Source organism: Leucobacter faecis (assembly GCF_054456695.2).
This window is the reverse complement of record NZ_JBTJER020000008.1, coordinates 43,396-67,823: the sequence shown is the minus strand read 5'-3', so window position 1 is coordinate 67,823 and position 24,428 is coordinate 43,396. Positions and strand designations below refer to the sequence as shown.

23 protein-coding genes are annotated in these 24,428 nt (G+C 66.2%); 10 read left to right on the top strand and 13 right to left on the bottom strand.

All coding sequences use genetic code 11. The annotated features are described in order from the left end of the window. The first annotated feature begins 5 nt into the window (after positions 1–5). Positions 6–2,216 (top strand): RecQ family ATP-dependent DNA helicase, encoded by a 2,211-nt coding sequence (locus tag ACXR2W_RS10090; protein ID WP_458814776.1) that lies wholly within the window; start codon positions 6–8, stop codon positions 2,214–2,216. Here ACXR2W_RS10090 and ACXR2W_RS10085 read toward each other — a convergent pair. Then, complete coding sequence (locus ACXR2W_RS10085; protein ID WP_458814774.1) at positions 2,180–2,368, bottom strand: hypothetical protein; 189 nt, start codon at positions 2,366–2,368, stop codon at positions 2,180–2,182. The genes ACXR2W_RS10090 and ACXR2W_RS10085 overlap by 37 nt on opposite strands. Before the next feature lie 658 nt (positions 2,369–3,026). Between ACXR2W_RS10085 and ACXR2W_RS10080 the strand changes: the two genes are divergently transcribed. After that, positions 3,027–3,479, top strand: coding sequence for a hypothetical protein (locus tag ACXR2W_RS10080; RefSeq protein ID WP_458814772.1), 453 nt, complete (start codon positions 3,027–3,029; stop codon positions 3,477–3,479). 149 nt (positions 3,480–3,628) lie between these two features. On the opposite strand, the gene ACXR2W_RS10075 is transcribed toward ACXR2W_RS10080, so the two are convergent. Together ACXR2W_RS10075 and trhA are read right to left on the bottom strand one after the other, a co-directional pair. Then, positions 3,629–4,690: a CFI-box-CTERM domain-containing protein gene (locus ACXR2W_RS10075; protein WP_458814770.1), complete on the bottom strand. Its 1,062-nt coding sequence runs from the start codon at positions 4,688–4,690 to the stop codon at positions 3,629–3,631. A gap of 113 nt (positions 4,691–4,803) precedes the next feature. Further along, on the bottom strand, positions 4,804–5,550 hold the full coding sequence (gene trhA / locus ACXR2W_RS10070; RefSeq protein ID WP_458814768.1) for a PAQR family membrane homeostasis protein TrhA: 747 nt from the start codon (positions 5,548–5,550) through the stop codon (positions 4,804–4,806). Between the two features lie 135 nt (positions 5,551–5,685). Between trhA and ACXR2W_RS10065 the strand changes: the two genes are divergently transcribed. The 5 genes from ACXR2W_RS10065 (at position 5,686) to ACXR2W_RS10045 (ending at position 10,654) form a co-directional block, all read left to right on the top strand. Beyond that, positions 5,686–6,573 (top strand): undecaprenyl diphosphate synthase family protein, encoded by an 888-nt coding sequence (locus tag ACXR2W_RS10065; RefSeq protein ID WP_458814766.1) that lies wholly within the window; start codon positions 5,686–5,688, stop codon positions 6,571–6,573. A gap of 3 nt (positions 6,574–6,576) precedes the next feature. Then, complete coding sequence (locus ACXR2W_RS10060) at positions 6,577–7,437, top strand: SDR family NAD(P)-dependent oxidoreductase (RefSeq protein WP_458814764.1); 861 nt, start codon at positions 6,577–6,579, stop codon at positions 7,435–7,437. A 42-nt stretch (positions 7,438–7,479) separates the two neighbouring features. Continuing rightward, on the top strand, positions 7,480–8,919 hold the full coding sequence (locus ACXR2W_RS10055; RefSeq protein ID WP_458814762.1) for an amidohydrolase: 1,440 nt from the start codon (positions 7,480–7,482) through the stop codon (positions 8,917–8,919). A gap of 290 nt (positions 8,920–9,209) precedes the next feature. Continuing rightward, the gene (locus ACXR2W_RS10050; RefSeq protein WP_458814760.1) at positions 9,210–9,965 is read left to right on the top strand and encodes a nucleoside phosphorylase; all 756 of its coding nucleotides are present in this window, start codon (positions 9,210–9,212) and stop codon (positions 9,963–9,965) included. Next, positions 9,965–10,654: an HAD family hydrolase gene (locus tag ACXR2W_RS10045; RefSeq protein ID WP_458814758.1), complete on the top strand. Its 690-nt coding sequence runs from the start codon at positions 9,965–9,967 to the stop codon at positions 10,652–10,654. The genes ACXR2W_RS10050 and ACXR2W_RS10045 overlap by 1 nt, the downstream gene beginning before the upstream one ends. Before the next feature lie 220 nt (positions 10,655–10,874). Here ACXR2W_RS10045 and ACXR2W_RS10040 read toward each other — a convergent pair whose 3' ends face one another. Beyond that, on the bottom strand, positions 10,875–11,366 hold the full coding sequence (locus ACXR2W_RS10040; protein WP_458814756.1) for an S-ribosylhomocysteine lyase: 492 nt from the start codon (positions 11,364–11,366) through the stop codon (positions 10,875–10,877). Between the two features lie 109 nt (positions 11,367–11,475). Further along, entirely contained in the window at positions 11,476–12,948 is a 1,473-nt protein-coding gene (locus tag ACXR2W_RS10035) for an MFS transporter (RefSeq protein WP_458814754.1), read from the bottom strand. A gap of 309 nt (positions 12,949–13,257) precedes the next feature. On the opposite strand from ACXR2W_RS10035, the gene ACXR2W_RS10030 reads away from it, so the two are divergent. Continuing rightward, the gene (locus ACXR2W_RS10030) at positions 13,258–13,836 is read left to right on the top strand and encodes a PepSY domain-containing protein (RefSeq protein WP_458814752.1); all 579 of its coding nucleotides are present in this window, start codon (positions 13,258–13,260) and stop codon (positions 13,834–13,836) included. Positions 13,837–13,913: 77 nt separating this feature from the next. On the opposite strand, the gene ACXR2W_RS10025 is transcribed toward ACXR2W_RS10030, so the two are convergent. Next, the gene (locus ACXR2W_RS10025; RefSeq protein WP_458814750.1) at positions 13,914–14,246 is read right to left on the bottom strand and encodes a hypothetical protein; all 333 of its coding nucleotides are present in this window, start codon (positions 14,244–14,246) and stop codon (positions 13,914–13,916) included. A 379-nt stretch (positions 14,247–14,625) separates the two neighbouring features. On the opposite strand from ACXR2W_RS10025, the gene ACXR2W_RS10020 reads away from it, so the two are divergent. Beyond that, entirely contained in the window at positions 14,626–15,795 is a 1,170-nt protein-coding gene (locus ACXR2W_RS10020) for a sulfurtransferase (protein WP_458814748.1), read from the top strand. 355 nt (positions 15,796–16,150) lie between these two features. On the opposite strand, the gene ACXR2W_RS10015 is transcribed toward ACXR2W_RS10020, so the two are convergent. From ACXR2W_RS10015 to ACXR2W_RS10000, 4 genes are read right to left on the bottom strand one after another with little or no spacing between them, the layout of a single operon-like run. Next, positions 16,151–17,785: a hydantoinase/oxoprolinase N-terminal domain-containing protein gene (locus ACXR2W_RS10015; protein WP_458814746.1), complete on the bottom strand. Its 1,635-nt coding sequence runs from the start codon at positions 17,783–17,785 to the stop codon at positions 16,151–16,153. Then, on the bottom strand, positions 17,782–18,939 hold the full coding sequence (locus ACXR2W_RS10010) for an S-methyl thiohydantoin desulfurase family protein (RefSeq protein ID WP_458814744.1): 1,158 nt from the start codon (positions 18,937–18,939) through the stop codon (positions 17,782–17,784). The genes ACXR2W_RS10015 and ACXR2W_RS10010 overlap by 4 nt, the downstream gene beginning before the upstream one ends. Next, the gene (locus tag ACXR2W_RS10005) at positions 18,936–20,390 is read right to left on the bottom strand and encodes a cytosine permease (RefSeq protein ID WP_458814742.1); all 1,455 of its coding nucleotides are present in this window, start codon (positions 20,388–20,390) and stop codon (positions 18,936–18,938) included. The genes ACXR2W_RS10010 and ACXR2W_RS10005 overlap by 4 nt, the downstream gene beginning before the upstream one ends. Beyond that, positions 20,387–20,998, bottom strand: coding sequence for a TetR/AcrR family transcriptional regulator (locus ACXR2W_RS10000; protein ID WP_458814740.1), 612 nt, complete (start codon positions 20,996–20,998; stop codon positions 20,387–20,389). Before ACXR2W_RS10000 ends, ACXR2W_RS10005 begins: the two co-directional genes overlap by 4 nt. A gap of 157 nt (positions 20,999–21,155) precedes the next feature. Between ACXR2W_RS10000 and ACXR2W_RS09995 the strand changes: the two genes are divergently transcribed. Then, on the top strand, positions 21,156–21,749 hold the full coding sequence (locus ACXR2W_RS09995; RefSeq protein WP_458814738.1) for a phosphorylase family protein: 594 nt from the start codon (positions 21,156–21,158) through the stop codon (positions 21,747–21,749). A gap of 92 nt (positions 21,750–21,841) precedes the next feature. Here ACXR2W_RS09995 and ACXR2W_RS09990 read toward each other — a convergent pair whose 3' ends face one another. The 3 genes from ACXR2W_RS09990 to ACXR2W_RS09980 all read right to left on the bottom strand — a co-directional run bounded on the left by ACXR2W_RS09990 (position 21,842) and on the right by ACXR2W_RS09980 (position 24,407). After that, a complete protein-coding gene (locus ACXR2W_RS09990; RefSeq protein WP_458814736.1) occupies positions 21,842–23,377 on the bottom strand; it encodes an FMN-binding glutamate synthase family protein in 1,536 nt (511 codons plus the stop codon). A 155-nt stretch (positions 23,378–23,532) separates the two neighbouring features. Beyond that, on the bottom strand, positions 23,533–23,814 hold the full coding sequence (locus ACXR2W_RS09985; protein WP_458814734.1) for a hypothetical protein: 282 nt from the start codon (positions 23,812–23,814) through the stop codon (positions 23,533–23,535). Further along, complete coding sequence (locus ACXR2W_RS09980; RefSeq protein WP_458814732.1) at positions 23,811–24,407, bottom strand: RNA polymerase sigma factor; 597 nt, start codon at positions 24,405–24,407, stop codon at positions 23,811–23,813. Before ACXR2W_RS09980 ends, ACXR2W_RS09985 begins: the two co-directional genes overlap by 4 nt. Positions 24,408–24,428 lie beyond the last annotated feature (21 nt).

The following is a 24,428-nucleotide window of genomic DNA, read 5'->3' as shown; positions in this document are numbered from 1 at the left end:
CGCACGTGACCGGCACGGTGGGTGACCCGTATGGCGACGATCCGTGGGCCGGGGGCGACCCGTATGCGGGTGGCGACCCGTACGGTGACGATCCGTGGGCCGGGAGTGACCCGTATGCGGGAAGATCCGGAGCAATAGCAGCCCAACCCGCCCAGCCCGCGCTGGCCCACAGTGCACAGCGCCCCGGCCCGCACGAGGGGCGCGAGCCGCGCGAAGTGCTCGCCGAGGTGTTTGGGTACGACGCGTTTCGCGGCGACCAAGAAGAGATCGTGCGGCACGTCGCGGCGGGCGGCGACGCCGTCGTGTTGATGCCCACGGGCGGCGGCAAATCGATGTGTTACCAGGTGCCGTCGCTCGTACGTGCCGGCACCGGCATCGTGCTGTCACCGCTCGTGGCGCTCATGCACGACCAGGTGGCCGCGCTGCGCATGGTGGGCGTGCGGGCAGCAGCCTTAAACTCGGCGATGAGCCTCGACGAGCGCCGCGCGGTCGAAGAAGCGTACGTGCACGGCGACCTCGACCTGCTGTATCTGGCACCCGAGCGGCTGTCGTCGCCGGGCACGGTCGAGCTGCTCGCGCGCGGGCGCATAGCGCTGTTTGCGATCGACGAGGCGCACTGCGTGTCGCAGTGGGGCCACGATTTTCGCCCCGACTACCTGCGGCTCGGGGCGCTCGCAGAGCGCTGGCCAGATGTTCCGCGCATCGCTCTCACCGCGACCGCGACCCCCGAGACGCACCGCGAGATCACCGAGCGGTTACACCTGGGCGATGCACGGCATTTTGTGTCGAGTTTTGATCGCCCCAACATTCGCTACCGCATTGACTCCAAGCTGAACGCTCGCGCGCAGCTGATCCAGTTTGTGCGCGATGAGCATGCGGGTGATGCGGGTATCGTATACGCGCTCAGCCGCAAGCGGGTCGAGCAGACGGCGGCGGCGCTCGTCGCGGCCGGGGTTGACGCGGTCGCGTACCACGCCGGGCTGCCCGCGCACGAGCGGCTCGCAGCGCAGACCCGCTTCTTGCGTGAAGACGGCGTCGTGGTGGTCGCGACGATCGCGTTTGGCATGGGCATCGATAAACCCGACGTGCGGTTCGTCGCCCACATCGACCTGCCCAAATCGATCGAGGGATACTACCAAGAAACTGGCCGCGCGGGCCGTGACGGGCTCCCGTCGCAGGCGTGGCTCGCGTATGGCCTGCAAGACGTGGTGCAGCAGCGTCAGATGATCGAGTCGGGCGACGGCGACCAAGCCACGAAGCTCAATCAGACGAGGCACCTCAACCAGATGCTGGCGCTGTGCGAGACGGTCGACTGCCGGCGCGCGTTCTTGTTGCGGTACTTCGGGCAGGATCCCGCGGGCGCTGCTGCGCCTGCCGCGCCAGCGCCCGATCCCGCGAGCCGCGCCGACGCACCCAGCGCCGAAGCACCCAGCGCCGAAGCACCCAGCGCCGAAGCACCCAGCGCCGAAGCACCCAGCGCCGCGGCCCAAAGATCCGGAGCTTGCGGCAACTGCGACGTCTGCCTGAACCCGCCCAAGCTCTGGGACGCGACCGTGCCCGCGCAGATGCTGCTGTCGACCGTGCTGCGCACGCAGCGCGAGCGCGGGCGCACGTATGCGGCGGGCCAGCACATCGATGTGCTGCGCGGCGTGGCGTCGGAGCGCGCGACCCAGATGCGGCTCGACGAGCTCACCACCTGGGGCATCGGCAAGGAGTGGTCGGTGGCGCAGTGGCGCGGAGTTGTGCGGCACATGCTCGCGGCCCAGTTGCTCGAGGCCCGCGGCGAGTGGGGCGTGCTCGAGCCCACGCAGGCCGCGAAGCCGGTGCTGCGCGGTGAGGAGCAGGTGTTCATGCGCGAGGAGGTGCTTGCGCGTGCCGGTTCTGGCGGCGCTGGCGGTGGCCGGGGCGGCCGCGGCTCGCGTATGGCTCGAGGCGCTGGCGGGTCGGGCTCCTCTAGCTCCGGATCCAAGCAGTCGGCGGCCGCGGCCGACCTGACGCCTTCGCAGCTCGAGGTGTTTGAACGGTTGCGATCGTGGCGGGCAGGCGAGGCGCGCACGCAGGGGGTTCCGGGGTATGTCGTGTTTGGTGATGCGACGCTCGCGGCTCTAGCGGTGCACCAGCCGTCGAATGACGAGCAGCTGCTCGCGATTTCGGGTATCGGCCAGGTCAAGCTCGAGCGCTACGGCGCGGCCGTGCTCGCGCTGCTCGCCGAGTAGCCAGTGCCCGTGCCCGCGCCCGCGCCCGTGCCCGCGCCTGTGCCCGTGCCCGTGCCCGCGCCTGTGCCCGTGCCCGTGCCCGTGCCCGTGCCTGTGCCCGCGCCACGCACGAGACGGTATCGAAACGACGAGACTGCATAGAAAAAGCGCATTTATCGGGCCGACTCGTCATTTCGATACCGAGTGTGAAAAGTGGTCGCGCGAGTTATCCACAGAATTCATTGGCGGGCCCAAAAGTCGTGCAGCTTAGGCGACACTCGAAGTATGAGCATTCCCGATCACATTGGACGGGTTGAAGCCGCGCTTCGGAGCACCCGACGATTGTTTGGCAGCGGGGTTACACCGCGCCAGTTGCGCGAGTGGGTGCAAACGGGGAAAGCGGTGCGGGTCGCACAGGGGTGGTTCGTTGATGGAGTCGTGTGGAACTCCTGGTATCCCGAAGGCCGCCACCTTGCGCGGGTGATAGCGGCGCATCGCAACGCAAAGACCCCACCGCTCTTCTCACACTATTCAGCAGCAGTCTTACTGCGTCTGCCTGTGTGGCATCTGCGGACTTCGCATGTTCACATCTTGAGTGAAGAGTACACGTCTACAAGCAATAGTGTGCAGCGGCATCAGCTCAGTATTGATGCTTCACATGAGATAAGTGTGGCGGGGTACCGGTGCACGACACATCAGCGCACTCTCTTTGACCTCGCGACCTGTACTAATGCAGAAACGCTGCTTGGCTGCCTGGACAAGTCCCTACGAGAAGCAAGTATGCGGGGGCGAGTCCTTGATGAAGGCGCACAGCAACGTTGGCGCAGTGAAATGGATGCTCTGATCGACTCTGCGTCACCTCGCAGGCGCGGCCTCGCCACCCTGCGGAGAACTCTCGCTATCGCCGACCCCAGAGCCGAGTCCGTGCTCGAGAGCGTGAGTAGGCTACAACTATTGCGATTGGGGTACGAGGTCGAACTACAGGTGCCGGTGCGAGCGCCGTCTGGGTCGCTCTACTATATGGACTTTGAGCTGCTCGGATATAACGCGTTTGGCGAGTGTGACGGTGACATCAAGTACACCGATCCCGAGATGCTCGCAGGGCAAACCCCAGCTGAGCGCGTGATTGGTGAGAAGCGTCGCGACAACTGGACGATGGGCACCACCAATAAGCTCATGGCTCACTGGGGCGCTCGTGACGTGGGCACCCCCGCGCAGTTAGCCAAGGCGCTGCAGTCGTACCATATTCCGCTCCCGCGCTATGCCGGGCGAACGGCAAAATAACGAGCCTGTCGAGCTTGAATCGCATGACCCGCAGAATCCAGGTGACCGACGAGCTACGACAGAACCTGCCCGCAATTGCACCTTGCCCAGCGCTGGTGAGTGGCCCTCACGCAGAGCACAGTTAATGGGCTCCCGAGAGCCGCGAAAATTCAGCGTGCCGCCGCGCCGCGTCGATCGAGCACCGCGGCGATAGCGAGGGAAGGTAGCGCCACGATGATCGCAGGCACCACGACCAAGGCAAGCGTGAGCCCGCGCAGCAGGTATGAGTCTGCGATGACATCAGCCGCGCGTGGCCCGACTCTGTAGTACCAATCGATAAACGCTCGGCCTAGCCAGTATCTGCGCAGCACACGGTCGCGGTATGCCTGTAGCAGGCGCACAGCAGGAGCACGCTCGTCACCAAATGTGGCAGTGATGACGAAGCACGAGCTGTTCGGGTTTTTGGCTTTCGGCATCGAGGGTGAATAGCCGGGCTCGTGCTGGCGCACCAGCGCAATGAATTCGTGGCGACGAAGGCGCATGCCCTCAGCGTCGGCGCGGCTTGTCTTGAGCCAGCGAGAGGCCGCAATGTCTTGCGAAACCAGGTCGACACCGAGCTTCAGCAGCGTCGCGTCGCCGCTCAGGTCGTAGCTGTCGCTGAGACACTGAGTGAGCGCAGCGGTACGCCCGCAGTGCGGGCTCCACGAGTCTTGGGTCTCTTGAAACCAGGGGTAACTCACCGCAGACGCTTGGTAGAGCAGGCTCACAACGGGCAGCACGGTGGTCGCTGCCCGGTACACATATGACGGGTGGTTCTCGGGCGTGACGAACTGTAGACCGGTGTTGAAACAGTGCATCATCTCGAACAGCATGCCAGTTGAGCGGCGTAATGGTTCTTGTAGTTCGGCCGGCGTGAGCCCCTGTGCAGGCACGGCCGACCAGCCGACCGCGCAGCCCTTCACGAGCCACCCCTGCGCGCTTGCAGGGTCAACCTCGAGTGCCCGGTTGGCGTATTCGTACGCTTCAGACGGGTTACCGGCGGCGATGGCGTTGTCGGCGATCGTGAGATATTTGCCGACATCGTCGGTGCGGTCGAGGCGCACAGTTCCCTCTACGAGAAGCTTGCGCGCCTCTGTGGGGGAGTACTTCGTGCGACAGTAGTCACACTGAAAGAACTCATCGAGCTTCGAAAAGCTGTTGCCTGAACATAGCTGACACACCATCGCTTGCATGGGACCCCTTCGACCGCCTGTACTAGTTCACGCTACTGGGCGCAGTCGGAGCGTACCAACCACCTACGACAGGCATGTGTCTGCGAAGATCGGCTGCCCGTCAATGAAAATGGCTAACGCAGATAGAACGGGTTGAGCACGAGCAGCAGGGCGGCGCTCCAGTGGCAGAAGAACGCGAGCACCGTGAGTGCGTGAAAGATTTCGTGAAACCCAAACACCCCGGGCACCGGGTTTGGCCGCTTAAACCCGTACACGATCGACCCCAGCGTGTACAGCAGCCCGCCCACCACCACGAGCACCATTGCGGCGAAACTCGTCGCCGCAATGTCCCCGAGATAGGCAACAGCCGCCCAGCCGAGGCCGACATACAGCGGTACATAGAGCCAGCGCGGTGCGCTGAGCCAGAACACACGAAACCCGATACCCAATAGGGCTACGGCCCACACGACTATGAGGAGTACAACTCCCTTGTCGAGCGGTAGCGCAAGCAACGAGATAGGAGTGTAGGTGCCCGCAATGAGCAAGAAGATATTGGCGTGGTCGAGCCTGCGAAACACCTGCTTCGTCGCGGGCTTCCAATTGAAACGGTGGTACAGGGCAGAAACGCCAAACAGCAGCATGCTCGAGAGCATGTACACGGCCGCTGCCCACTTGGCGACGGGCCCGTGCGCGACCGCAATCAGCACGATGCCCGCGGCCACCGCAACGGGAAATGTACCGGCGTGCAACCAACCGCGCCACAGCGGCTTCGGGTCACTCTGGGGGTCGCCCTTCGTTCCGGATCGACCCTGCGGCCCTACCCCCGCGCGACTGCCAGCGCCGTCGCGTGGCTCTGACTCGTGTGCGCACTGTGGGGTCATGCCTCGAGTGTAGAGCGGCTACAGGGCACCGCGCGCATATGTGTGGATACTCTCCATGCAGGGCTGCGAGGGGCGCGCCCCACCGCGGCGAGAGCTTCCAGCCAGCGCGCGCACCTGGCCGATAGAATCAATCTTGTGAACGCGCAGCAGTCGACACCCCGAGCCGGTCTGCTCTACCGGCTCTATCAGCGACGCCTGCGCCGCGAGATCGACCCGAAGCGCGTGCCCGGTCACATCGCAGTGATCGTCGATGGCAACCGGCGCTGGGCCAAACTACGGTTGCAAGAGCGCGCTGCGTTCGGCCACCGGGCCGGCGCTAAGAAGGTGCCCGAGTTTCTGTCATGGTGCGAAGAGGCGGGCGTCAAGACCGTCACCCTCTACCTCCTGTCGGCCGACAACCTGGGCGCTCGCGACTCGCTCGAACTACAAGATCTCTTCGGCATCATCGCCGACCTCGCGACCGAGCTCGCTGCCCACGACGGCTGGTGTGTTAAGCACGTCGGCTCAAGTGAGGGGCTGTCTGCCGAGCTCGCCACGGCGCTCGCCGCAGCTGAGGGCAACTGCGCTGAGGCCCGGCACTGTGGGCCCAGCGCCAAACCGGCCAAACCGTCCGAACCGTCCGAACCGGCCGAACCGTCCACGCCGCAACAAAACAAACAGTCCGAGCCCGCAAGGACCACGCTGCACGTCAACCTCGCCGTCGGGTACGGCGGGCGCAGCGAGATCACGGCGGCGGTGCGCGACATCATCGCTGAGCACCAGGCCGCGGGTGGCACGATCGAGAACCTGCCCGAGCGGCTCACGCCCGAGACGATCGGCGAGCACCTCTGGACCCGCGGCCAAGCCGACCCCGACCTCATCATTCGCACCTCGGGCGAGCAGCGCCTCAGCGATTTCATGATCTGGCAGTCGGCGCACTCAGAGTTTTACTTCGTCGAGGCGCTCTACCCAGACCTGCGTGAAGTCGACTTCTTACGCGCATTGCGCGACTACTCCACCCGACACCGACGCCTCGGAGGCTAACCCATGCAGCACCGTGACCACTCCCTGCCCGACCTCACCGGTCAGCGCGTGCTGATCACGGGTGCCTCAGGGGGTGTCGGCGGCGGCATCGCCGAGGCCTTCGCCGACGCGGGGGCCCGGGTCGCGGTGCACTATCGCGGCTCGGCAGAGGCCGCGTTCGAACTCGTCGAACGACTGCGCGAGCGCGGCAGCGAGGCGGTCGCGGTGCGTGCAGACCTGGGAGTACCCGGCGCCGCCGAGGCGCTGATCCAGGACGTCGTGCGCGCGCTCGGCGGCCTCGACGGGCTCGTCAACAACGCTGGCGTGCAGCCAGTGCAGACGCTCGAAGAAACCACGCGCGCCGACTGGGATGCGGTGCTTGGCACCAACCTCGGTTCCGTCTTCGAACTCACGCGCGCGGCTGCGGCAGAGATGACCGCGGCGGCAAACGCGACAAACGCTACAAACGCGGCAAACGCAGCGCGCTCAGCAGGCACCGCGACCGGCGCAGCCGGTGATCCGGCACCAAATCGCTGGATCACTCACATCGCGAGCGTCGAAGCGCATCGCCCGTCGCCCGCGCACGCACACTACGCCGCGGCCAAGGCGGGCCTCGTGATGCACGCGCGCGCGGCCGCGCTCGAGCTGGGGCCCGCGGGCATCAGGGTGAACACGGTGTCGCCGGGGCTCGTCGAGCGGCCCGGGCTCGAGGCGGCCTGGCCCGAGGGCGTCGCGAGTTGGCGCGCCCACGCGCCGCTTCGCCGCCTCGCGACCGCCCGCGACATCGGCAACGCGTGCGCGCTGCTCGCGTCGCCCGCCGCGAGCTTCATCACCGGCCAAGACCTCGCGGTCGATGGCGGCATGCTCGCGACGCCGGGCTGGTAGCGGTGTTGTTCCGGATCAAAATCGACATGATGGGGGAGAACAATGGGTAACCGAGAGACCGTGCTGCTCGCCGATGCGATGCTCACGCCCGGGGGCGTCGTGGCGCCAGCCGAGCTTGCCTTCGATGCGGCCGGGCGCATCGTATACGCCGGCCGGCCGCGTGTGGCGGGCAGTGGGCGCGAGGCGGTGTCGGTGCAGATTGGTGGCGCTCTGTCGAGCGACGCGGCGAACGACGCTGCTCGTGACGGGGCGCACGCCGCTGGCGCGCGCCCCGACGGTGTAGCGGTGCACGACCTCGCGGGTCATGTGCTAATGCCGGGGCTCGTGAATGGACACACGCACTCGGCGATGACGCTCTTGCGTGGGGTGTCTGATGACGACGGATTCATGCCCTGGCTTGCGGCCGTACAGTCGCTCGAGCAGCATCTCACGCACGATGATGTGGCGGTGGGGCTGCAGCTCGCGATGCTCGAGATGATTGAGACGGGCACCGTCGCGTTCGCCGACATGTACCACTGGGACGAGCGGCTGATTGAGCTCGTGCGGGGCGCGGGCATGCGCGCGATGGTGGCGCTGGCGTCGTTTGCGCCCGACGCGGTCGGGTTCCCTGGTGTTGCGCCGTGGAATGGGGCTGACGCGGTGGCGCACACCGAAGAGCTCGCCGAGCGTTATCGTGACGACCCGCAGATTCGTGTGGCCTATGGGCCGCACGCGCCGTACACGAGCCCGCCCGAGTTCTTGCGCGACATTGCCCAGCGTGCGGTGCGACTGGGCATTCCGGTGCACACACACGTGTCTGAGTCGGCGGCCGAGGTTGCACAGATCACCGAGCAGTATGGGGCGACGCCCGCCGCGCACCTCGCCTCACTCGGGCTATTTGACGCCGATGTGCTGGCAGCACACTGTGTGCATCTTACACAAGATGAAATGACAGAAATGGCCCGCCACGGGGTTGCCGTCAGCCACAACCCCGTCTCAAACCTCAAGCTCGGCTGCGGTATCGCGGCGCTGCCTGACTGGCAGAGCGCGGGCCTGCGAGTGAGTCTCGGCACCGACTCAGTCGCGTCGAACAACTCGCTCGACCTGTTTGAAGAGATCAAACTCGCTTCGATGCTGCACCGCGGTGCCCGTCAAGATGCCGCCGCCACCAAAGCCGCAGACGTGCTCACTATCGCCACGAGCGGCGGCGCAAACGCGCTGGGGTTCACTGATTCTGGCGCGCTCGAGGCGGGCCGCTTCGCCGACGTGATCGCGCTCGACGTGACGGGCTCAAACGCGACTCCGCTCGACCTCGCAGGCGCCGACGCTGCAGCGCTCACCTCACACCTCGGCTTCGCCGCCACCGGCGCCGACGTGCGCCACGTCTTCATCGGCGGCCGCCACGTGTACGCCGATGGCACACACCTCACCCTCGACGCCGACGCCGTGCGCGCCCGTGCGCGAGCCGCCCGTCGCCGCCTGCGCGAGGCGGCACAAGCGTGAGCATGGATTCTGCGACTCCTTCGTCGCGCAGAATGACGGTCGGGGTGGGGGCTATCGCGCGGTGCTCTCTCCGTCATTCTGCGCGCAGCGAGCCTGCGAGTGCGCCGTCTCGTCATCCTGCGCGCAGCGAGCTTGCGAGCGCCTGGCTCCGTCATCCTGCGCGCAGCGAGCTTGCGAGCGCCTGGCTCCGTCATCCTGCGCGCAGCGAGCTTGCGAGCGGAGTCGCAGGATCCATGCGCTTCGCACGCTAACCCAGTTTTCACTACTCACTACGAAAGAAAGGCCACATCATGGCACCCGTACGACTTCCTCACGACGCCGAACTGCCGCTCCTGCGCGCCCGCGTATCTGACCTCGCAGACCGCGCCCTCGTCGTTGGCGACCCCGGCCGCGCCGCCCGCGTCGCCGAGCTGCTCGACGACGCCAAGCAGCTCACCGCAAACCGCGAGTACCACGTCTACTCGGGCAGCTACAAGGGTGTGCCCGTCACCGTCGCTTCGCACGGCGTGGGTGCTGCCGGTGCCGCGGTCTGCTTTGAGGAGCTCGCGCGCGGCGGGGTGACCCGCATCATCCGATCCGGAACAGCCGGAGGCATGCAGCCCGAGGTGATTGACGGCGCGATCGTGGTCGCGACGGGCGCGGTGCGCGCAGACGGCGTGAGCCATCAGCTCGTGCCCACCGAGTTTCCCGCGATCTCGAGCCCCGAGCTCGCGCTCGAGCTGCGCGCTGCCGCACAAGCCACCGGCCTCGACGTGCACACCGGCATCGTGCTCACGGGCGACATGTTCTACCCGAGCGATGTGATCACCGGCATTGACCACCGCATGTGGCAGCGCGCAGGGATTGTCGCGGTCGAGATGGAGGCCGCAGCCCTGTTTGTGATCGCGTCGTTGCACGGCATCGAGTCGGGCGCGGTCTTCGCGATCGACGGCAACCCGCTCAACGCGGCCGACGATGCGATGGACGGCTACGACCCCTACCGCGAGATCGTCACCCGCGCCGTCGACGGGGCGCTCACGGCAGCGCTCGACGTGCTGGTGTCCTAGTGCGGCCAGCGTTCGCCGGGGTGCTCTTCGACTGCGATGGCGTGCTCGTCGACTCAGAAGCGATCACCAACGGCGTGCTGCGCGAGATGCTGCACGAGCTCGGCTGGCCGATCTCTGAGCCCGAGTGCGTGGCGCTCTTCATCGGCCGCGCCCTGAAAGATCAGTGGGCCGTGATCCTCGAGCGCACAGGTTTTCGCATCGACGACGCATGGATCGGGCAGTTTCGCGCCCGCCGCGACATCGCGTTGCGCGAGCGGGTCGCGGCGATCCCTGGCGTGCTGGGCGCGCTGGAATTAATCAAGAGCGCGTACGGCACGAAGATCGCGGTCGCGAGCGGTGCCGACCGATCGAAGATCGAGATGCAGCTGAGCCTCACTGGCCTCGCCGATTTCTTCGGCGACCGGGTGTTTAGCGGCATGGAGGTGCCGCGGTCGAAGCCTGCTCCCGACGTCTATCTGGCGGCGGCGCGGGCGCTGAAGATCGCTCCGGATCGCGCCGTCGTTGTCGAGGACACCGTTGCTGGCGTGACCGCGGGGGTCGCGGCTGGCGCGACCGTACTCGGCTACTCGAGCGGTGCGCTCACGAGTGCGCAGCCGCAGGCGCTGCGCAAGGCGGGTGCGGTGAACGTGTTTCAAGACATGAGTGAGCTGCCGCTGCTCGTGTGCCAGACGGTGGGCTTGCCCGCGTAGGGCGCTGCGCGAGGTATGCCCCGAGAGTAGGGCGCTGCGCGAGGTATGCCCCCGAGATGGCATCGAAATGTCGGGCCGCCACGATAAAAACGTGATTATCGTGGCGGCTCGTTATTTCAATGCCGGGTCGTGTCGATACGGCAGCGCGCCTGCACCAGATGCCGGCTCAAAGCCTGTCCGCGCGGCGGCACAGCCTGTCCGCGCGGTGCCCGCCGGGCATTTACGCGATGCTGCTGCGGTCGAATGCGTCGAGGCTAATACCTCGGTCGAGTACACGCTTTGACCACTCCTTGGCTGAGTGCAGCGAGTGGTCACGGTAGTTGCCACAGCTCACGGCTTCGGTGCCGGGAACGTCGTCCCATGTCACGCGCCAGGCGAGGTCTTCGAGCGAGCTCTTGATCGCGGCGGCGACCTCGGCGGGCGTGGGCTCGCCCCACAGAATCATGTGAAACCCGGTGCGACAGCCGAAGGGTGAGATATCGATGAGCCCTGCGATGCGGGTGCGCAACAGCCCAGCGATCGTGTGCTCGATGGTGTGCAGCCCGGCCGTGGGAATCTCTTCTTCATTGGGCTGCACGAGGCGAATGTCGTAGTTCGAGATCGCGTCGCCCTGAGGGCCGTGTTCCACGCCAATCAGCCGCACATAGGGTGCGAGCACCTTCGTGTGGTCCAGTGAAAAACTCTCTACTTCGGCCAGCTCTACGTCGCTCATGGCGCCAGTTTAGGCAGGTCGAGCTGCTCTCCGGCGAAGTATGACGCCGCGTAACGGTTCGCGTGGAGGCCACGCCAGGCCCCGGCGTGGCGCGGGCGCGGGGGCACTGCTATAGCCGCACGGTGCCGCCGCGACTGGCGAGATCGCGGTACCCGACCGCGAGGGCGGCCACGACGACGACACCGATCGCCGCGAAGCTCGTGATGAATGCGGTCGCCCAGTCTGTGGCGGCGAGCACTGAGAACGCGAGCGCTGTGATCATAGCGATGCCCATTGATGTGCCCATGCGCTGGCCGGTCTGCATGATTCCACCCGAGCTGCCAGCGTATTTCAGGGGCACCTCAGCGAGCGTGAGCGCCTGATTGGGGCTGATCACGAGCCCCTGCGCGACGCCGATAAACGCGAGCGAAGCGAGCAGCCACCACTCGCTCGCGAGCCCCTGGCCGCGCAACCACACCACCAATGCACTCAGCGCAAGCCCGGCGAGCGCGAGATACAAACCGAGGAGTACGACGCTGCGTCCCTTAGTGACTACCCGTTTGGCGCCCCAGAGAGCAGCGAAGGCAGACAGGATCGAGCTGGGCAAACCGATCAGTCCAGCTTCGAGGGCGGTGCGTCCGAGCCCATTTTGCATGTAGAGCGCCACGATCACCCACACACTGGTGATGCCTAAGAAATAGAGCCCCACGAGCAGCGTGCCGTTGGCAAAACTCGATACCCGAAAGATTCCCAGATCAACCATGGGGCTGCGCCCCAGGCGGCGGTATCGTTTCTCCCACGCGACCCAGGCCACGCCCAGCGCGATACCGAGCGGCAACCCGAACCAGGTGTAGGCCGACCCGCGCGCCTCCATAAACGGCAATAACACCAGCAGCACGGTGGCACCGAGCAACGCAGATCCGACGGGGTCAAGATCTGCGCGGCGGCCCGCCGCACGCTCTCGCCGCACGTCGCGCGCAGTGAACAGGGGCTTGGGGATCCAGACGGCCGCGAGAATTATCGTGATGATACCGACCGGCACATTAACGAAGAAGGTCGCGCGCCAACCATGCTCAACACCAAACGCCTGAATCAAGACCCCACCCAGGAGCGGCCCGATAGCGACAGACACCCCAACGGCGCTGCCAAATATGCCAAAAGCGCGAGCGCGTTCGGCGCCCCTAAAGTACTGCTGAATCATGCCAACGGCCTGCGGGTTCAGCATGCCCGATCCGACGCCCTGCACCGCGCGCGCAATGTTGAGCGAGAGCGCATCGGGGGCAAACCCCGCCGCGATCGAGGCGAGCGTAAACACGGCAACTCCTGCGATGAAGAGCGGCCCGCGGCCAAACAAATCGCCCGCGCGGCCTGCCGTCACGAGCACTATTCCAAAGGTGAGGGCGTACCCCGAGAGCACCCACTGCAACTGTGATTCGGTCGCATGAATGCCTGTGCCGATCGATGGCAGCGCAACGTTGACAATGCTCACGCCCACGAGCGACATAAATAGCGCGCCGACCAGCACATACAGCACGCGCCATCTTCGCGGGTCTGGCACGTAGTCTGCGCCGTCACCGCGCGGTGTCGCTGCTTCAGCGGCCAAATCTATCTGCCTCCTGGCCAGTACGCGCTCGGCACTGCATCTTCTCGCGCCGGATCATGTAGTTGTCGCTGCGCGGCCGGGCGCTGGCGTGCAGTTGACGCTGTAGACCATAACGCACAGTGCGCCCAGATATTCCAGGGCTGGTCTTTTGAGCCGTGACGTGCTTACGGTGGCGACATGTTGAAACGCGCGCATCCTCGAGACCCTGTCGGTGGCGATAATGCCCAACAGTCACGGAGATTCAAACGTGCCCTACTGGCAGTCTGTGCGGCAGCGATGCTGGCGGGTACAACGGCTTGCAGCAGCGCGATGACTGCCGAGACCGAGCCTGGCGCCACACCTGCGCCGCCACCGGCACAGTCAGATACGGCGACAGCGGCCACCGACGACGGGGGCAGCGATGCAGGTGGGGCTTCAGGTGCGGCAGATTCGTCACAGCGCGACATTGTCGCGGATCCGCCCGCTAAGGCCGCACACGATGCGCTTGCGGCAGCTCAGAAGATCTTCGACGGCAAGCCGAGCAAGGTTGAACTTGAACGGCGACACGGTGAAACGCTCGAGTACAAGGTGAAGCTGGTCTCTCCGCGTGAGGAATATGACGTGCAGTTTGAAGCCGAAACCCTTGAGGTGCTTCGAGAAGAGCGCGAACCCCTCGACGCAGACGACAACGACTTTGACGAGGTGTTTTCGTTCGAAGATGTGGTGCCGCTTGCAGACGCCGCGGCTGTGGCGCGCGAGGCGCAAAGTGGTTCGATACGTGAGTGGAAACTCGAGGGCAAAGACGATGGCCGTGTACTGTACGAGTTCGACATTGTGCCGCAGGGCGCGTCAGACGACGTTGAGGTCAAAGTGGACGCGTTCAGCGGCAGCCTCGTGTCACGCGGCTAATCCGTGTGGCTAACGCGTGCGGGAATACAAAGAGTGCGCGGGTGGTGACTTGCGTCGTGCACCCGCGCGACTGAGCCCTACGCGGCGCGGGCGAGATCGCGGCGGGTGAGGGCGATGCGGGCGCGTGATCCGGCAGGATCTTTTGCGACCTGTACATCCCAGCCCGCGCGATCGAGGGTCTTGAGATCGGCGCGCGCGTCGGCGAGACGCGACGTGTCGACCAGGTACAGGGTGCGGCCTGCGCTGCGGTAGACCGAGCGCTGCTCGGCCCAGCCGGGCACGCGCATCGCGTCGGCCGAGCCGAGCGAGTGGTAGGGCGTGCGCAGCGGTGCGACCCGCGGCGCAACCCGCGGTGTGACCCGCGGGCCGCCCGCACGGGCGAAGTTCTTGAGTTTGGTGATCGTGGTCATGATGTCCTTTCGTGCACACCGTCGTGGTGTGCGATGTGCGAGCGATGCTCGCGGGCTCGTGATCGAGCCAAATGAATGCCCGGCGCGTGTGCATGCAATATCGAGGGATCGAGTGCAGCGCCTGGGGCGGTGAATCGTGCGTCTAACCGTTGTCGCGGTGACGCGTGCGGAGCGCTTGTGGCGAGTTAGATTCGGGAGTCATGGCGACCGCCCCTCGGGCGAATCGCACGGATCATTCGCGCGCTCAGCTCATCAGTATATGGGAACATACTTCTGACCGCAAGCGCTGATGTGAAAATAGTGAGTGCCCCCGCCCGGCTAGCGCCCGACACGGCTCGGCCCACCTGGTGCGCCTGCACGCGAACGGTAGCATGCGGGCATGGCCGATCGATCAACACTGCTCGTCACTCCCGCTGACCTCGCTCAAGAAATCGGGGCGCTGCGACAAAGGTCCGCTGATCTTGCAGCGCCTGCTGTGCCCGCTGATCTTGCTGCGCCTGCCGCGCAACGTTCCGGATCAGGCCGCGCACCGCGCATTCTCGTGCTCGACGTACGCTGGAGCCTCGCTGCGCCAGACGGGCGCGCAGCGTTTGCCGCCGGGCACATTCCTGGCGCGGTCTACGTTGACCTCGACACCGAGCTGGCGTCGCACGGACCTGCGACGAGCGGCCGGCATCCGCTGCCCAGCGATGAGGTGCTCACCGGGGCTGCGCGCCGCTGGGGGCTGCGGCCCGGCGATCGTGTTGTTGCCTACGACGGTGGAGGTAACCTAGCGGCGGCGCGCGCGTGGTGGGTGCTACGAGACGCGGGTATTGACGTGCGGCTGCTCGACGGCGCGTGGCCGGCGTGGCAGGCTGCCGGGCTGCCGGTAGAAACTGGTGAGGGCGGCGTTATTGACACCGAAATCGATGCAGCCACCGACACCGACACCCACACCAGGACACAACCTCTTGCCGTCGCAGGCGGGCACATGCCTCGACTCTCGATGGACGAAGCGGCCGCGCTCGCGCGTGAGGGGGTGCTGCTCGACGCGCGCGCGGCCGAGCGCTACTCGGGCGACACCGAGCCCGTCGACCCGCGCGCAGGTCATATTCCGGGTGCTCGCAGTGTCCCGACGACGTTGAACATCGACGCCGACGGCAAGTTCTTGAGCAGGAGCCAGCTACGTGAACGCTTCGCCGCGGTCGGAGTGCAGTTCGACGCCGGGGGGCCTACAGCGCGCGCCACCGGCATCGACTCCGACTCCGACACCGGCATCGACTCCGACTCCGACACCGACACCGACACCGACACCGGCATCGAATCCGACACCGACACCGCCACCGGCATCGACTCCGACACCGACGTCGGCGCCGAGCTCGCAGCAAGCATCGCCCCGGCGTCAGCTAACGGGGCAGGCGTGGGGGCGTACTGCGGATCTGGCGTTACCGCGAGTCACACCCTCTTCGCGCTCGAGCTTGCGGGAGTTCGCGGCGCACTCTTTCCGGGGTCGTGGTCTCAGTGGTCGAACGATCCCGAGCGCCCGGTCGCAACCGCCCCGCGCCCGTAGGCTGACCCGCACCTGCAGACCGAGCCGCTGGGGTAGCCCGCGCCACAGGCTACCGACGAGTCGGCATCGAAATAACGAGACGCCATGGAAAGTACGTACTTTCGATACCGCCTCGTCGTTTCGATGCCGTCTCGTCGTTTCGATGCCGTCTCGTGCCACGCGGGCCACGCGGGCTGCGCGGGCTGCGCGGGCTGCGCGGGCTGCGCGGGCCGCTCGGCTACGCGGGCCGCTCGGCTGCGCGGGCCACTCGGGCTGCGCGGGCTGCGCTGGCTGCGCGGGCTGCGTGGCTACGCGGGCCGCTCGGCTACGCGGGCCGCTCGGCTACGCGGGCCGCGCGGCTACGCGAGCTGCGTGGCTACGCGAGCCGCCCGGCCGCTCGCGCTCGCACGATCACGGTGCCCTCCATGTACGCGACGGGCAGCTCTTCGAGCGCGATGATCTCGACGCTCGCTGGTTCGGCGCCCGCCTCGATCGCGCGCGCTATCGCGTCGGCGCGCACAACCTCGACGGCCTGCTCGCGGGTGGTTTCGCGCAGCGAAAACACCTGCTCGGCCTGGCCCGCGACATCGCCAAGGGCCGCCCCAACCGCGTTGGCGGCGCTCGAATGCTCGGGCCGAATCACGCGCGAAACCCCCTCGAGCTCGGCCGGCGACACCGCCGCACCGCCGCCCACGAGCACCACGGGAACGGGCGCCGCGCTCGGCTTCATCTGGTCGATGGCTTCTTCAAGAAAGCTCCGGATCGCGTCATCTGCGCCCGCCAGCAGCTCGGGCTCGATCTGGGGAGCCGCCGCATCGTCGATGTGGAGGCGGCCGACCGCGACCGCAACGTCGGTGGCTGTAAGCGTCGCACCACCGAACACGAGAGCCTCGGTCGCGATGCGGTACCCGACGCTGTCGGGCCCGAGCGTAATCGGCGCAGCAGTACCAGCACCAGCGCCAGCACCAGCAGCACCAGCAGCACCAGCAGCACCACCAGCACCACCAGCACCAACACCAACACCCGCAGCACCAACACCGCCGCCGCGCACGATCGTGCCCCCGCCGAGCCCCACAGACAGCACGTCGGGCATGCGAAAGTTGGTGCGGATCCCACCGATCTCTGCCGCGTGCGACGACTGCCTAGGAAACCCGCCTGCGAGCACACCAATGTCGGTGGTCGTGCCACCGATGTCGACCACGAGCGCGTCAGAGACGCCGCTTAGGTGCGCGGCGCCGCGAATCGAGTTGGTCGGGCCGCACCCGATCGTAAATACGGGGTAGCGCAGCGCGAAGTCGAGCCGCATGAGCGTGCCGTCGTTTTGACCGAAGTAGATGTCGGCTTCGATTCCGTGCGCGGCGAGTGAGCGAGCGAAACCGTCGGCCATGTCGCCGAGCGTGCGAATCAGCGAGGCGTTGAGAATCGTCGCGTTTTCGCGCTCGAGCAGCCCGATCGAACCGATCTCGATCGACCGCGATACGGGCACGCTCAACAGCTCTTCGACGAGGGCGGCTGCCCGCTGCTCGTGCGCGTCGGCGACGGGCGCAAAAACGCCAATGACCGCGACCGCGTCAACGACGCCCCGCATTTGTTCGGCGGCGGCACGCACCGCGTCTTCGTCGAGCGGGCTGATCTCGCGCCCGTCGAATTCGTGGCCGCCTGCGATCACAAACGAGGGGCCAGCCACGGCGGCGCGCAGGTCTTGGGGCCAGCCCTCAAACGGTGGCACAGCGGTGGTGGCGGGGCCGCCCAAACGCAGCACACCCACCCGGCCGAGGCCGCGCCGTTCGACGATCGCGTTCGTGCAGTGCGTCGTGCCGAGCATCGCGGCCGACACCTCGCCCACGGCGATCCCCGACGCCTCGAGCACCAGGTCGATCGCGCGGGCGACGCCCTCACCCGATCGCGCCTGCGTGGGCGTCTTGACCGATGCGAGCACGCGGCGTTCGGGGTCGAGCACGATCGCGTCCGTGTTCGTGCCGCCAACGTCGATGCCAATTCTGTAGCTCATGCGCGGGCCTCCTGCGTCGTCGAGTCTTGCTCCGGATCATTGGGCGCGGGCGGCAGCCCGGCCGCGGCCAGTTCTTCCACCGGCGTAAACGGTACGTCGTAGCCGAAGTAGGCGGGGCCTGCGGTGTCGAGGCCGCGCTGCGTGCGCCACTGCGGGTGGCACGGAAACGCGACGATGGTCACGCGCGCGCCGTAGCGCACCGTCTCGGTGGTGATGGGGTGCCCCGTCGCCTGGTCGAGCACCGCGATGAGGTCGGGGGTGACGGCGGCGACCTGGCCGTCGCGGGTGGCGAGCAGCATTTCGTTTTGAAACGCCAGTTCAAACGTGCGGCCGCGGTCGGTGCCGGTGCCGTCGAGCGCGGCACGGCCGCGCGTAAACCCGCCCTCGACGGCGCGCTCGATGGCGCTCACCTTACCGTCGAACAGTCGGTAGCCGCCGAGCCTGGTGAGCATCGCGTCGATGCGTTCGTCGTCGCGCACCTGTGAGCTGCGCAGCATGCGGCCGATTTCGCGGGCCATGGTGAGGGTGCCTGGAATCGCGCACTCGCGGGCGACGCGGCCGGGGTAGGCGTAGTCGATCATTGTCGCTGAGCCGCCCATCTCAAAGGTGAGCACGCGCGCGAGCCGCTCAGACCACGCGCCGTCGACCGGGTATGACAGCACGGCGTTGCCCTGCGCGTCGACGAGCACGGTCGCGCCCGGCCCGTAGCCTGCGAGGTGAAACGTGACCATCTGTGCCTCAGGAAACGCGCGCCCCATCGCGTCGCCGTCGACGATGGGCAGCCCGCGCTCGGCGGCCGCCGCGATCGGAATCAGCGAGTTGCCGCCCCCGATCTCGATTGGCATGATCGCTGCGATCTTGCGGCCGGTGCCCTGCTCGAGCAGGTCGAGGGCGCGGCCGAGCTCTTCGGCCCCCGCGATCTTCTCGATCGATACCGACGGCGCACCGATCATGCCGACGGGCACGACGAGGCCCTCGTCGTCGAGCTCGGCCACCTGCAGCACTCGCACGTCGCCGTGTTCGCGAATGGCGCGTTTGGCGTGCAGCGACCCGAGGTGCGGGTCGCCGCCGCCGCCGGTGCCGAGCACGGCGGCACCGATCGCGATGTCGTCAATATCGGCCTCGGTGATGCTTGTGAGCACTGGGCTGGTCATCGTTTGGTTCCTTCGGCGAGGGGGTGGGCCGCCGCGTCGGTCGCGGCGGTATCTGGGCTGGGCTCGGCTTGATCCGGATCATCGCCCGTGGCGCGCTTACCCGTGCGCGCGAGACCGAGCAGCGCGTGGGCGACGAAGGCGGCGAGGATCGCGTCGAGCGCGGGGATCGTCGTGAGCGTGAACGCGCCGAGCCCCAGTCCGTCGCCTGCCTGCGTCGTGAGCACACCGGTGAGGCAGCCGACGCCCCAGGCCACGAACGCCCAGGCGTCGACAGCGGGCGCGCTCGTGCTCGTGTCGCTGACGTCGGTGCCGCGGTCGTCGGTGCTCGCATGCTGCCGCAGCCGGCCCGTGCGGCGGGTGAAGAACTCGGCGAGGTACACGCCGCCGTAAGGGGCAATGAACGTGCCCATGACCGAGATGAACGGAATGAACGCGTCGTAGATGCCTGCGACCGCGGCCCCGATCGCGATGGCGCCGCCCGCGAGCGTGAGCGTGCGGCGGCTCACGCGCGTGAACACGACCGAGAGGTTGAGCGCGGCCGAGTAGAGGTTGTTGGTGTTCGTCGTCCACTGCGCGAGGGTGAGCACGATGAGCGCGAACGCGCCCAGGCCGAGCATGAAGAACATGCGCATCAGGTCTTCAACGCCCATCACGCGCGAGAGCACGAGCGCGACGATCACGATCAGCGAGTTACCGATGAAGAAGCCGGTGAAGCCGGCCGCCATGGCCTGCTTGGGGGTTTTTGCCCAGCGTGCGATGTCGGGGGAGACGATGACGCCAAACACGAAGATACCCATGACGAGCGACACCGCGCCGCCAAACGTGAACTGCGCCGGAATGTCTGCCAGGAGATCGCCCGCACCAAACTGTGCGAACGCGAGCACCACCGCGAGGCCAAGTAGCCCGATGAGTAGCGGCACCGCCCACGAGCTGAGGCGTTGAATGGAGCGGTAGCCCCACAGCGCGGTGAGCATCATGAGGATTCCACCCACGACGGTGAACAGGTGCACGGGTAGGTCTGCGCCCAGCAGCTCATCGACGGCGATGCGTGCGTTATCGGCGAAGAACCCGGTCTGCACACCAAACCAGCCGAGCGACGAGATGGCCATCGCGATGGCGATCACGCGGCCGCCGATGGTGCCAAACACCGCGCGCGAGAGCATGGCGCTGGTGAGGCCGGTGGCGGCGCCGACATAGGTGCAGGCCATGGCGAGCAGCCCCAGCAGCACCGAGCCGAGAATCGTGGCAGAGAGGGCCTCGTTGAAGGGAAGCCCGTTGCCGAGCTGCACGCCCATGATGGTGCCCGACAGGTCGATGCCAATGGCGATCCAGATGCCCGCGATAGGCAGCCAAGACTTGCGTTCGCTGGCTGGCACACGGCCTAGTTCGTAGTCTGACTTGGTGGATTTAGCGCGTGCCTTGGCGGCGTTCGCGCGGGGTTCATGTGTCATGAGGTGGTGGTCTCCGTCGAAGCAGCGGGCGCGGCTGTGATGAGCTGCGCGAGCGTGCTCCAGGTGTGTGAAAGGTGCTCGTCGTAGAGCTCGGGCGTGTAGTGGCTCATTTGCAGGAACAGGCCGTCCATGAGGCACAGGAAATGCGAGGTGAAGGCCTCCGCGGGCAAGCTTGTGAATTGCCCGCGGTGCACACCGTCGAGATATGTCTCTCGAACGGCGGCCGACAGTTCGGCGTCCCAAACCTGAAACGCGTCTGTCAGACCGGATGTCTGAACCGTGGTGCGGCCCAGTGTGGTGCGAAGGTGAAGATTGAGTAGATCGGGGTGTGCGCGGTAGAACGCGCTCACGCCCGTGAGAAAGCGGTGCAGTCGATCGAGCGGGTCGGTGCCCGCCGAGTCGGCTACGAGCGCCGTGAAGTAAGCGCGGTGCTCGGCGAGCGAAGCGATATACACCTCGGTGTACAGCTCGTCTTTGCTTGCAAAGTGCGCGTAGATCGAGGGTGCCTTGATGCCAACATCGGCTGCGATGTCTCTGAGGGAGGTCTCGGCATAGTCGGCCCGTGAGAACCGCGTCAGCGCGGCCTGCAAAATGCGAGTTCGGGTCATCATCAATACCTAACTAATGGTCGTTAGGCTGAGCTTAGGGGGCGGCCCGACCGCACGTCAAACCTTGTACGGCGTGAACCACCGCGGTGCATTACGCTTGATCGGGGCCGCGCGCCCGACGCCGCAAGCCCGCTACACCGCACCACAAGGAGTCTTAGTGACCAACACGCTGCTCGTCTTTGCCCACCGCGACGAGGCCTCGGCGTTCGCCGACGTGCCCCACCTCGTAACCGGCGTCGGCAAGATCAACGCCGCGACCTCGCTCGCCCACGCACTCACTGCCGGTGCTGCTGCGGGTGCTGCTGATGCTGCTGATGCTGGGGGAGCCCGGATCGCGCGGGTCATTGTGCTGGGCACCGCGGGCGTCGTGGGTGATGCTCCGGATCGCCCCAGCCTCGACGATGTGTATCAGGTGACTGGCGTAGTGCAGCACGACTTTTCGCTGCCGTCGCCGACGCTCACGCCCGCGGGCGAGGTGCTGCTGCCCGAGTTCACCGCGACGATTGCGACCGGCGACGTGTTCGTGAAAGACGACGCGCAGCGCGCGCACATCGCGGGCCTCGGCGCGACGCTCGTCGACATGGAGGCGTACGCCTACGCCTCGGTGTGTGCGAAGTTTGACGTGCCGCTGCAGGTGTTCAAGATTCCGTCAGACTTCGCCGACAGCTCGACCACCGACGAAGAGTGGGACGAGATCGTGTTTCGTAAGAGCGAGCAGCTGCGCGACTTCTACGAGACGCGTCTGAAGTAGCACGCATGAACCTCCCCGCATGCCAAAAATATGCGCGACTACTTCCGCTTTAGCCAGGCCCATAAACGGAACTCGTCGCGCATATTTGACGTTCACCGCGCGGCGAGGCCGAAGCGGTGCGCATCAGCGAGCTGCCAGTCGAGTGCCCACTCGGCGGGAGCCTCAGCGAGCAGTTCGCCGGGCTCGAGCCACCGGTACAGCTCGGCGTACGAGGCGTTGCGCTCGCCGCTGACGTTCTGGCGCAGCATATGGGGCGAGAGTTCTGAACGGTCGCGCACGCCCATCGACGCCATCAGCCGCAGAGCCTCGTCGACCGTGTTCTTGTGATAGTTGTAGACCCGGTCGATTTTGGTGGGTACGTGCAGGGCGCGCTGGCGAATGGGGCTCTGCGTCGCGATGCCCGTGGGGCAGGTGTTCGTGGCGCATCGCAGCGACTGAATGCAGCCGAGCGCCATCATCATGGGGCGCGCGGCGTTGGTGTAGTCGGCGCCCTGAATGAGTCGCTTCACGATGTCGGCGCCCGAAGCGATCTTGCCCGAAGCGCCAATCTTGATGCGGTCGCGCAGACCCGCCCCCACGAGCGCGTTGTGCACAGTCAACAGCCCCTGCGTGAGCGGCATGCCTACGTTGTCCTCGAACTCTTCGGGGGCGGCGCCGGTGCCGCCCTCAGACCCGTCGACGATGATGAAATCGGGCGTCGTGCCCACCTCGATCATCGCCTTGCACATGGCGAGCACGTCGCGCTGCGAAGTGACGCAGAGCTTAAACCCTGCCGGTTTGCCGCCCGCGAGTTCGCGCATCTGCGCGATGAACTCGACCAGTTCGATGGGGGTTGAAAAGGCGCTGTGCTGGGCGGGGCTCACACACTTGACGCCCTGCGGCACCCCGCGGGTTTCGGCGATCTCGGCGGTCACTTTGCTCGCCGGGAGCACGCCGCCCAGGCCGGGCTTTGCGCCCTGACTGAGTTTGAGTGACACACACTTCACCTGTTCGTGAGCGGCCTTCTCAGCGAACTTCTCGGGGCTGAATCGGCCGTCGTCGGTGCGGGCGCCAAAGTACCCGCTGCCGATCTCCCACACCACGTCGCCGCCGCCCGCGTGGTGGTATGGCGAGATGCCTCCCTCACCCGAGTCGTGGGCGAAGCCGCCCTTCTTGGCGCCAGCGTTGAGGGCGTGAATCGCATTGGCGGACAGCGCGCCAAAACTCATCGCCGACACGTTCATGAGCGACATGTCGTAGGGTTTGGTGCAGTCGGGCCCGCCGACCGTGACCCGGGGCGTTTCTGCGGGCGGTTCAAGCGGCGTAACAGAGTGCACGAGCCACTCGGCGCCCTCGCGTTCGACGTCGCGCAGCGTACCAAACGCCTCCTCAGACTTGGCGTTCTTTGACCGGTCGTAGATCAGCTCGCGGGTGGTGCGGCTAAACGGCCGGCCGTCCCAGTCGCGCTCGATGAAGTACTGCTGAATCTCGGGGCGTATCGCCTGCAGCAGGTAGCGTGCGTGCCCAATGATGGGGTGGCTGCGCAGCACCGCCTTCTTCTTCTGTGTGATGTCGTAGACACCGACGATGGTGAGCGCGGCCGCGGCCGCCCCCGCGAAGAGGCCCACTTTGTTCGAACGAGACGCCATTGTTCCTCCGTGCGGTGAGTTGAAGCCACGTAAGCTCTGCACGCTCAGTGACCTCGTCGGCATGATCGGTGTAACCACCCTTGCACAAGTAGGCAGTCAGGGCTACTGGTTACCCGCACGTCATGCCGGTGCCGCACGCGTGAGATGCCGCTTACCTACGGCTCACGTTTTTGTTTCAGGTCGTGTAGAACCCGGTGAAACCAGGGGCTCTCGGTGGCGCCTGCTCCTGCGCGTGACGCTACCTCGTCGGCGAGCTGGCGTAGTCGTTCAAGCTGCGCGACCGCGTGCCGCGCTTCGACACTGCGCTCAATGTCGTCTCGCAGCGGTGTGCGGCCGCTGGCGGCGTAATCAGCGAGCTCTGAGAGTGCGAATCCGCCCACGCGTGCATCGTCACCAGCGTCGTCGGTCGACCGATTGACCGCGTCATCTTGTGTCATGTCCATCCGCCCATTCCGCGTAGAAGCGCGCTTCGCGCTCGCGCTATCGCACCGCGCACCGTAGAGACGGGAACTCCAAGTTCGCCAGCGATCTCCAAATAAGAATATCCAGCCAGCTCGCGCAAAAGCCAGGCCTGACGCTGCAGATCCGGTAACGCATCGAGTGCGTGCGCAACCTCCTGCAGCTGAGACGCGACCTCGACGTGACGTTCAGGCTGTGTGACCCTCGATGCTGGCGCATTGAACTCAGTGAGCGGCTCGTTAGTTGGGCGTGCGCGTGTGCGATCAATCGCTTTGTGCCCCACGATCCTCATCAGCCAAGACTTTACTGACGCGTGATTCTCGAGGGAATCCAGCGCGTGCCAGGCAGTGATGAAGGCCTCCTGGACCGCATCATCTGCATCTGCGTTCGAGCACGTGAGCTTGCGGGCGTATCCCGACATGAGGGGCGCGTACCGGCGAAGAAGCGCTGCGAAGGCGCACCTGTCGCCGTCAACGGCCCGCGCAACAAGCACCGCGTCGGATAGACCCTCAAAATTGTGTAGCGACACGATCTCTCTTCCTAACAAAAACTTTGTAAATTCTTGTGACATATCGACGTGGGTGTGCGTCCT

What these genes read in the sequence shown, in the direction of transcription:
- ACXR2W_RS10020 (WP_458814748.1), top strand. Translation starts at nt 14,626, where the DNA reads ATGGCCGATCGATCAACACTGCTCGTCACTCCCGCTGACCTCGCTCAA.
- ACXR2W_RS10030 (WP_458814752.1), top strand. Translation starts at nt 13,258, where the DNA reads ATGACTGCCGAGACCGAGCCTGGCGCCACACCTGCGCCGCCACCGGCA.
- ACXR2W_RS09990 (WP_458814736.1), bottom strand. Translation starts at nt 23,377, where the DNA reads ATGGCGTCTCGTTCGAACAAAGTGGGCCTCTTCGCGGGGGCGGCCGCG.
- trhA (WP_458814768.1), bottom strand. Translation starts at nt 5,550, where the DNA reads ATGACCCCACAGTGCGCACACGAGTCAGAGCCACGCGACGGCGCTGGC.
- ACXR2W_RS10075 (WP_458814770.1), bottom strand. Translation starts at nt 4,690, where the DNA reads ATGCAAGCGATGGTGTGTCAGCTATGTTCAGGCAACAGCTTTTCGAAG.
- ACXR2W_RS10015 (WP_458814746.1), bottom strand. Translation starts at nt 17,785, where the DNA reads ATGAGCTACAGAATTGGCATCGACGTTGGCGGCACGAACACGGACGCG.
- ACXR2W_RS10025 (WP_458814750.1), bottom strand. Translation starts at nt 14,246, where the DNA reads ATGACCACGATCACCAAACTCAAGAACTTCGCCCGTGCGGGCGGCCCG.
- ACXR2W_RS10050 (WP_458814760.1), top strand. Translation starts at nt 9,210, where the DNA reads ATGGCACCCGTACGACTTCCTCACGACGCCGAACTGCCGCTCCTGCGC.
- ACXR2W_RS10080 (WP_458814772.1), top strand. Translation starts at nt 3,027, where the DNA reads ATGGATGCTCTGATCGACTCTGCGTCACCTCGCAGGCGCGGCCTCGCC.
- ACXR2W_RS09985 (WP_458814734.1), bottom strand. Translation starts at nt 23,814, where the DNA reads ATGACACAAGATGACGCGGTCAATCGGTCGACCGACGACGCTGGTGAC.
- ACXR2W_RS10000 (WP_458814740.1), bottom strand. Translation starts at nt 20,998, where the DNA reads ATGACCCGAACTCGCATTTTGCAGGCCGCGCTGACGCGGTTCTCACGG.
- ACXR2W_RS10005 (WP_458814742.1), bottom strand. Translation starts at nt 20,390, where the DNA reads ATGACACATGAACCCCGCGCGAACGCCGCCAAGGCACGCGCTAAATCC.
- ACXR2W_RS10060 (WP_458814764.1), top strand. Translation starts at nt 6,577, where the DNA reads ATGCAGCACCGTGACCACTCCCTGCCCGACCTCACCGGTCAGCGCGTG.
- ACXR2W_RS10085 (WP_458814774.1), bottom strand. Translation starts at nt 2,368, where the DNA reads ATGCGCTTTTTCTATGCAGTCTCGTCGTTTCGATACCGTCTCGTGCGT.
- ACXR2W_RS10040 (WP_458814756.1), bottom strand. Translation starts at nt 11,366, where the DNA reads ATGAGCGACGTAGAGCTGGCCGAAGTAGAGAGTTTTTCACTGGACCAC.
- ACXR2W_RS10010 (WP_458814744.1), bottom strand. Translation starts at nt 18,939, where the DNA reads ATGACCAGCCCAGTGCTCACAAGCATCACCGAGGCCGATATTGACGAC.
- ACXR2W_RS10055 (WP_458814762.1), top strand. Translation starts at nt 7,480, where the DNA reads ATGGGTAACCGAGAGACCGTGCTGCTCGCCGATGCGATGCTCACGCCC.
- ACXR2W_RS09980 (WP_458814732.1), bottom strand. Translation starts at nt 24,407, where the DNA reads ATGTCACAAGAATTTACAAAGTTTTTGTTAGGAAGAGAGATCGTGTCG.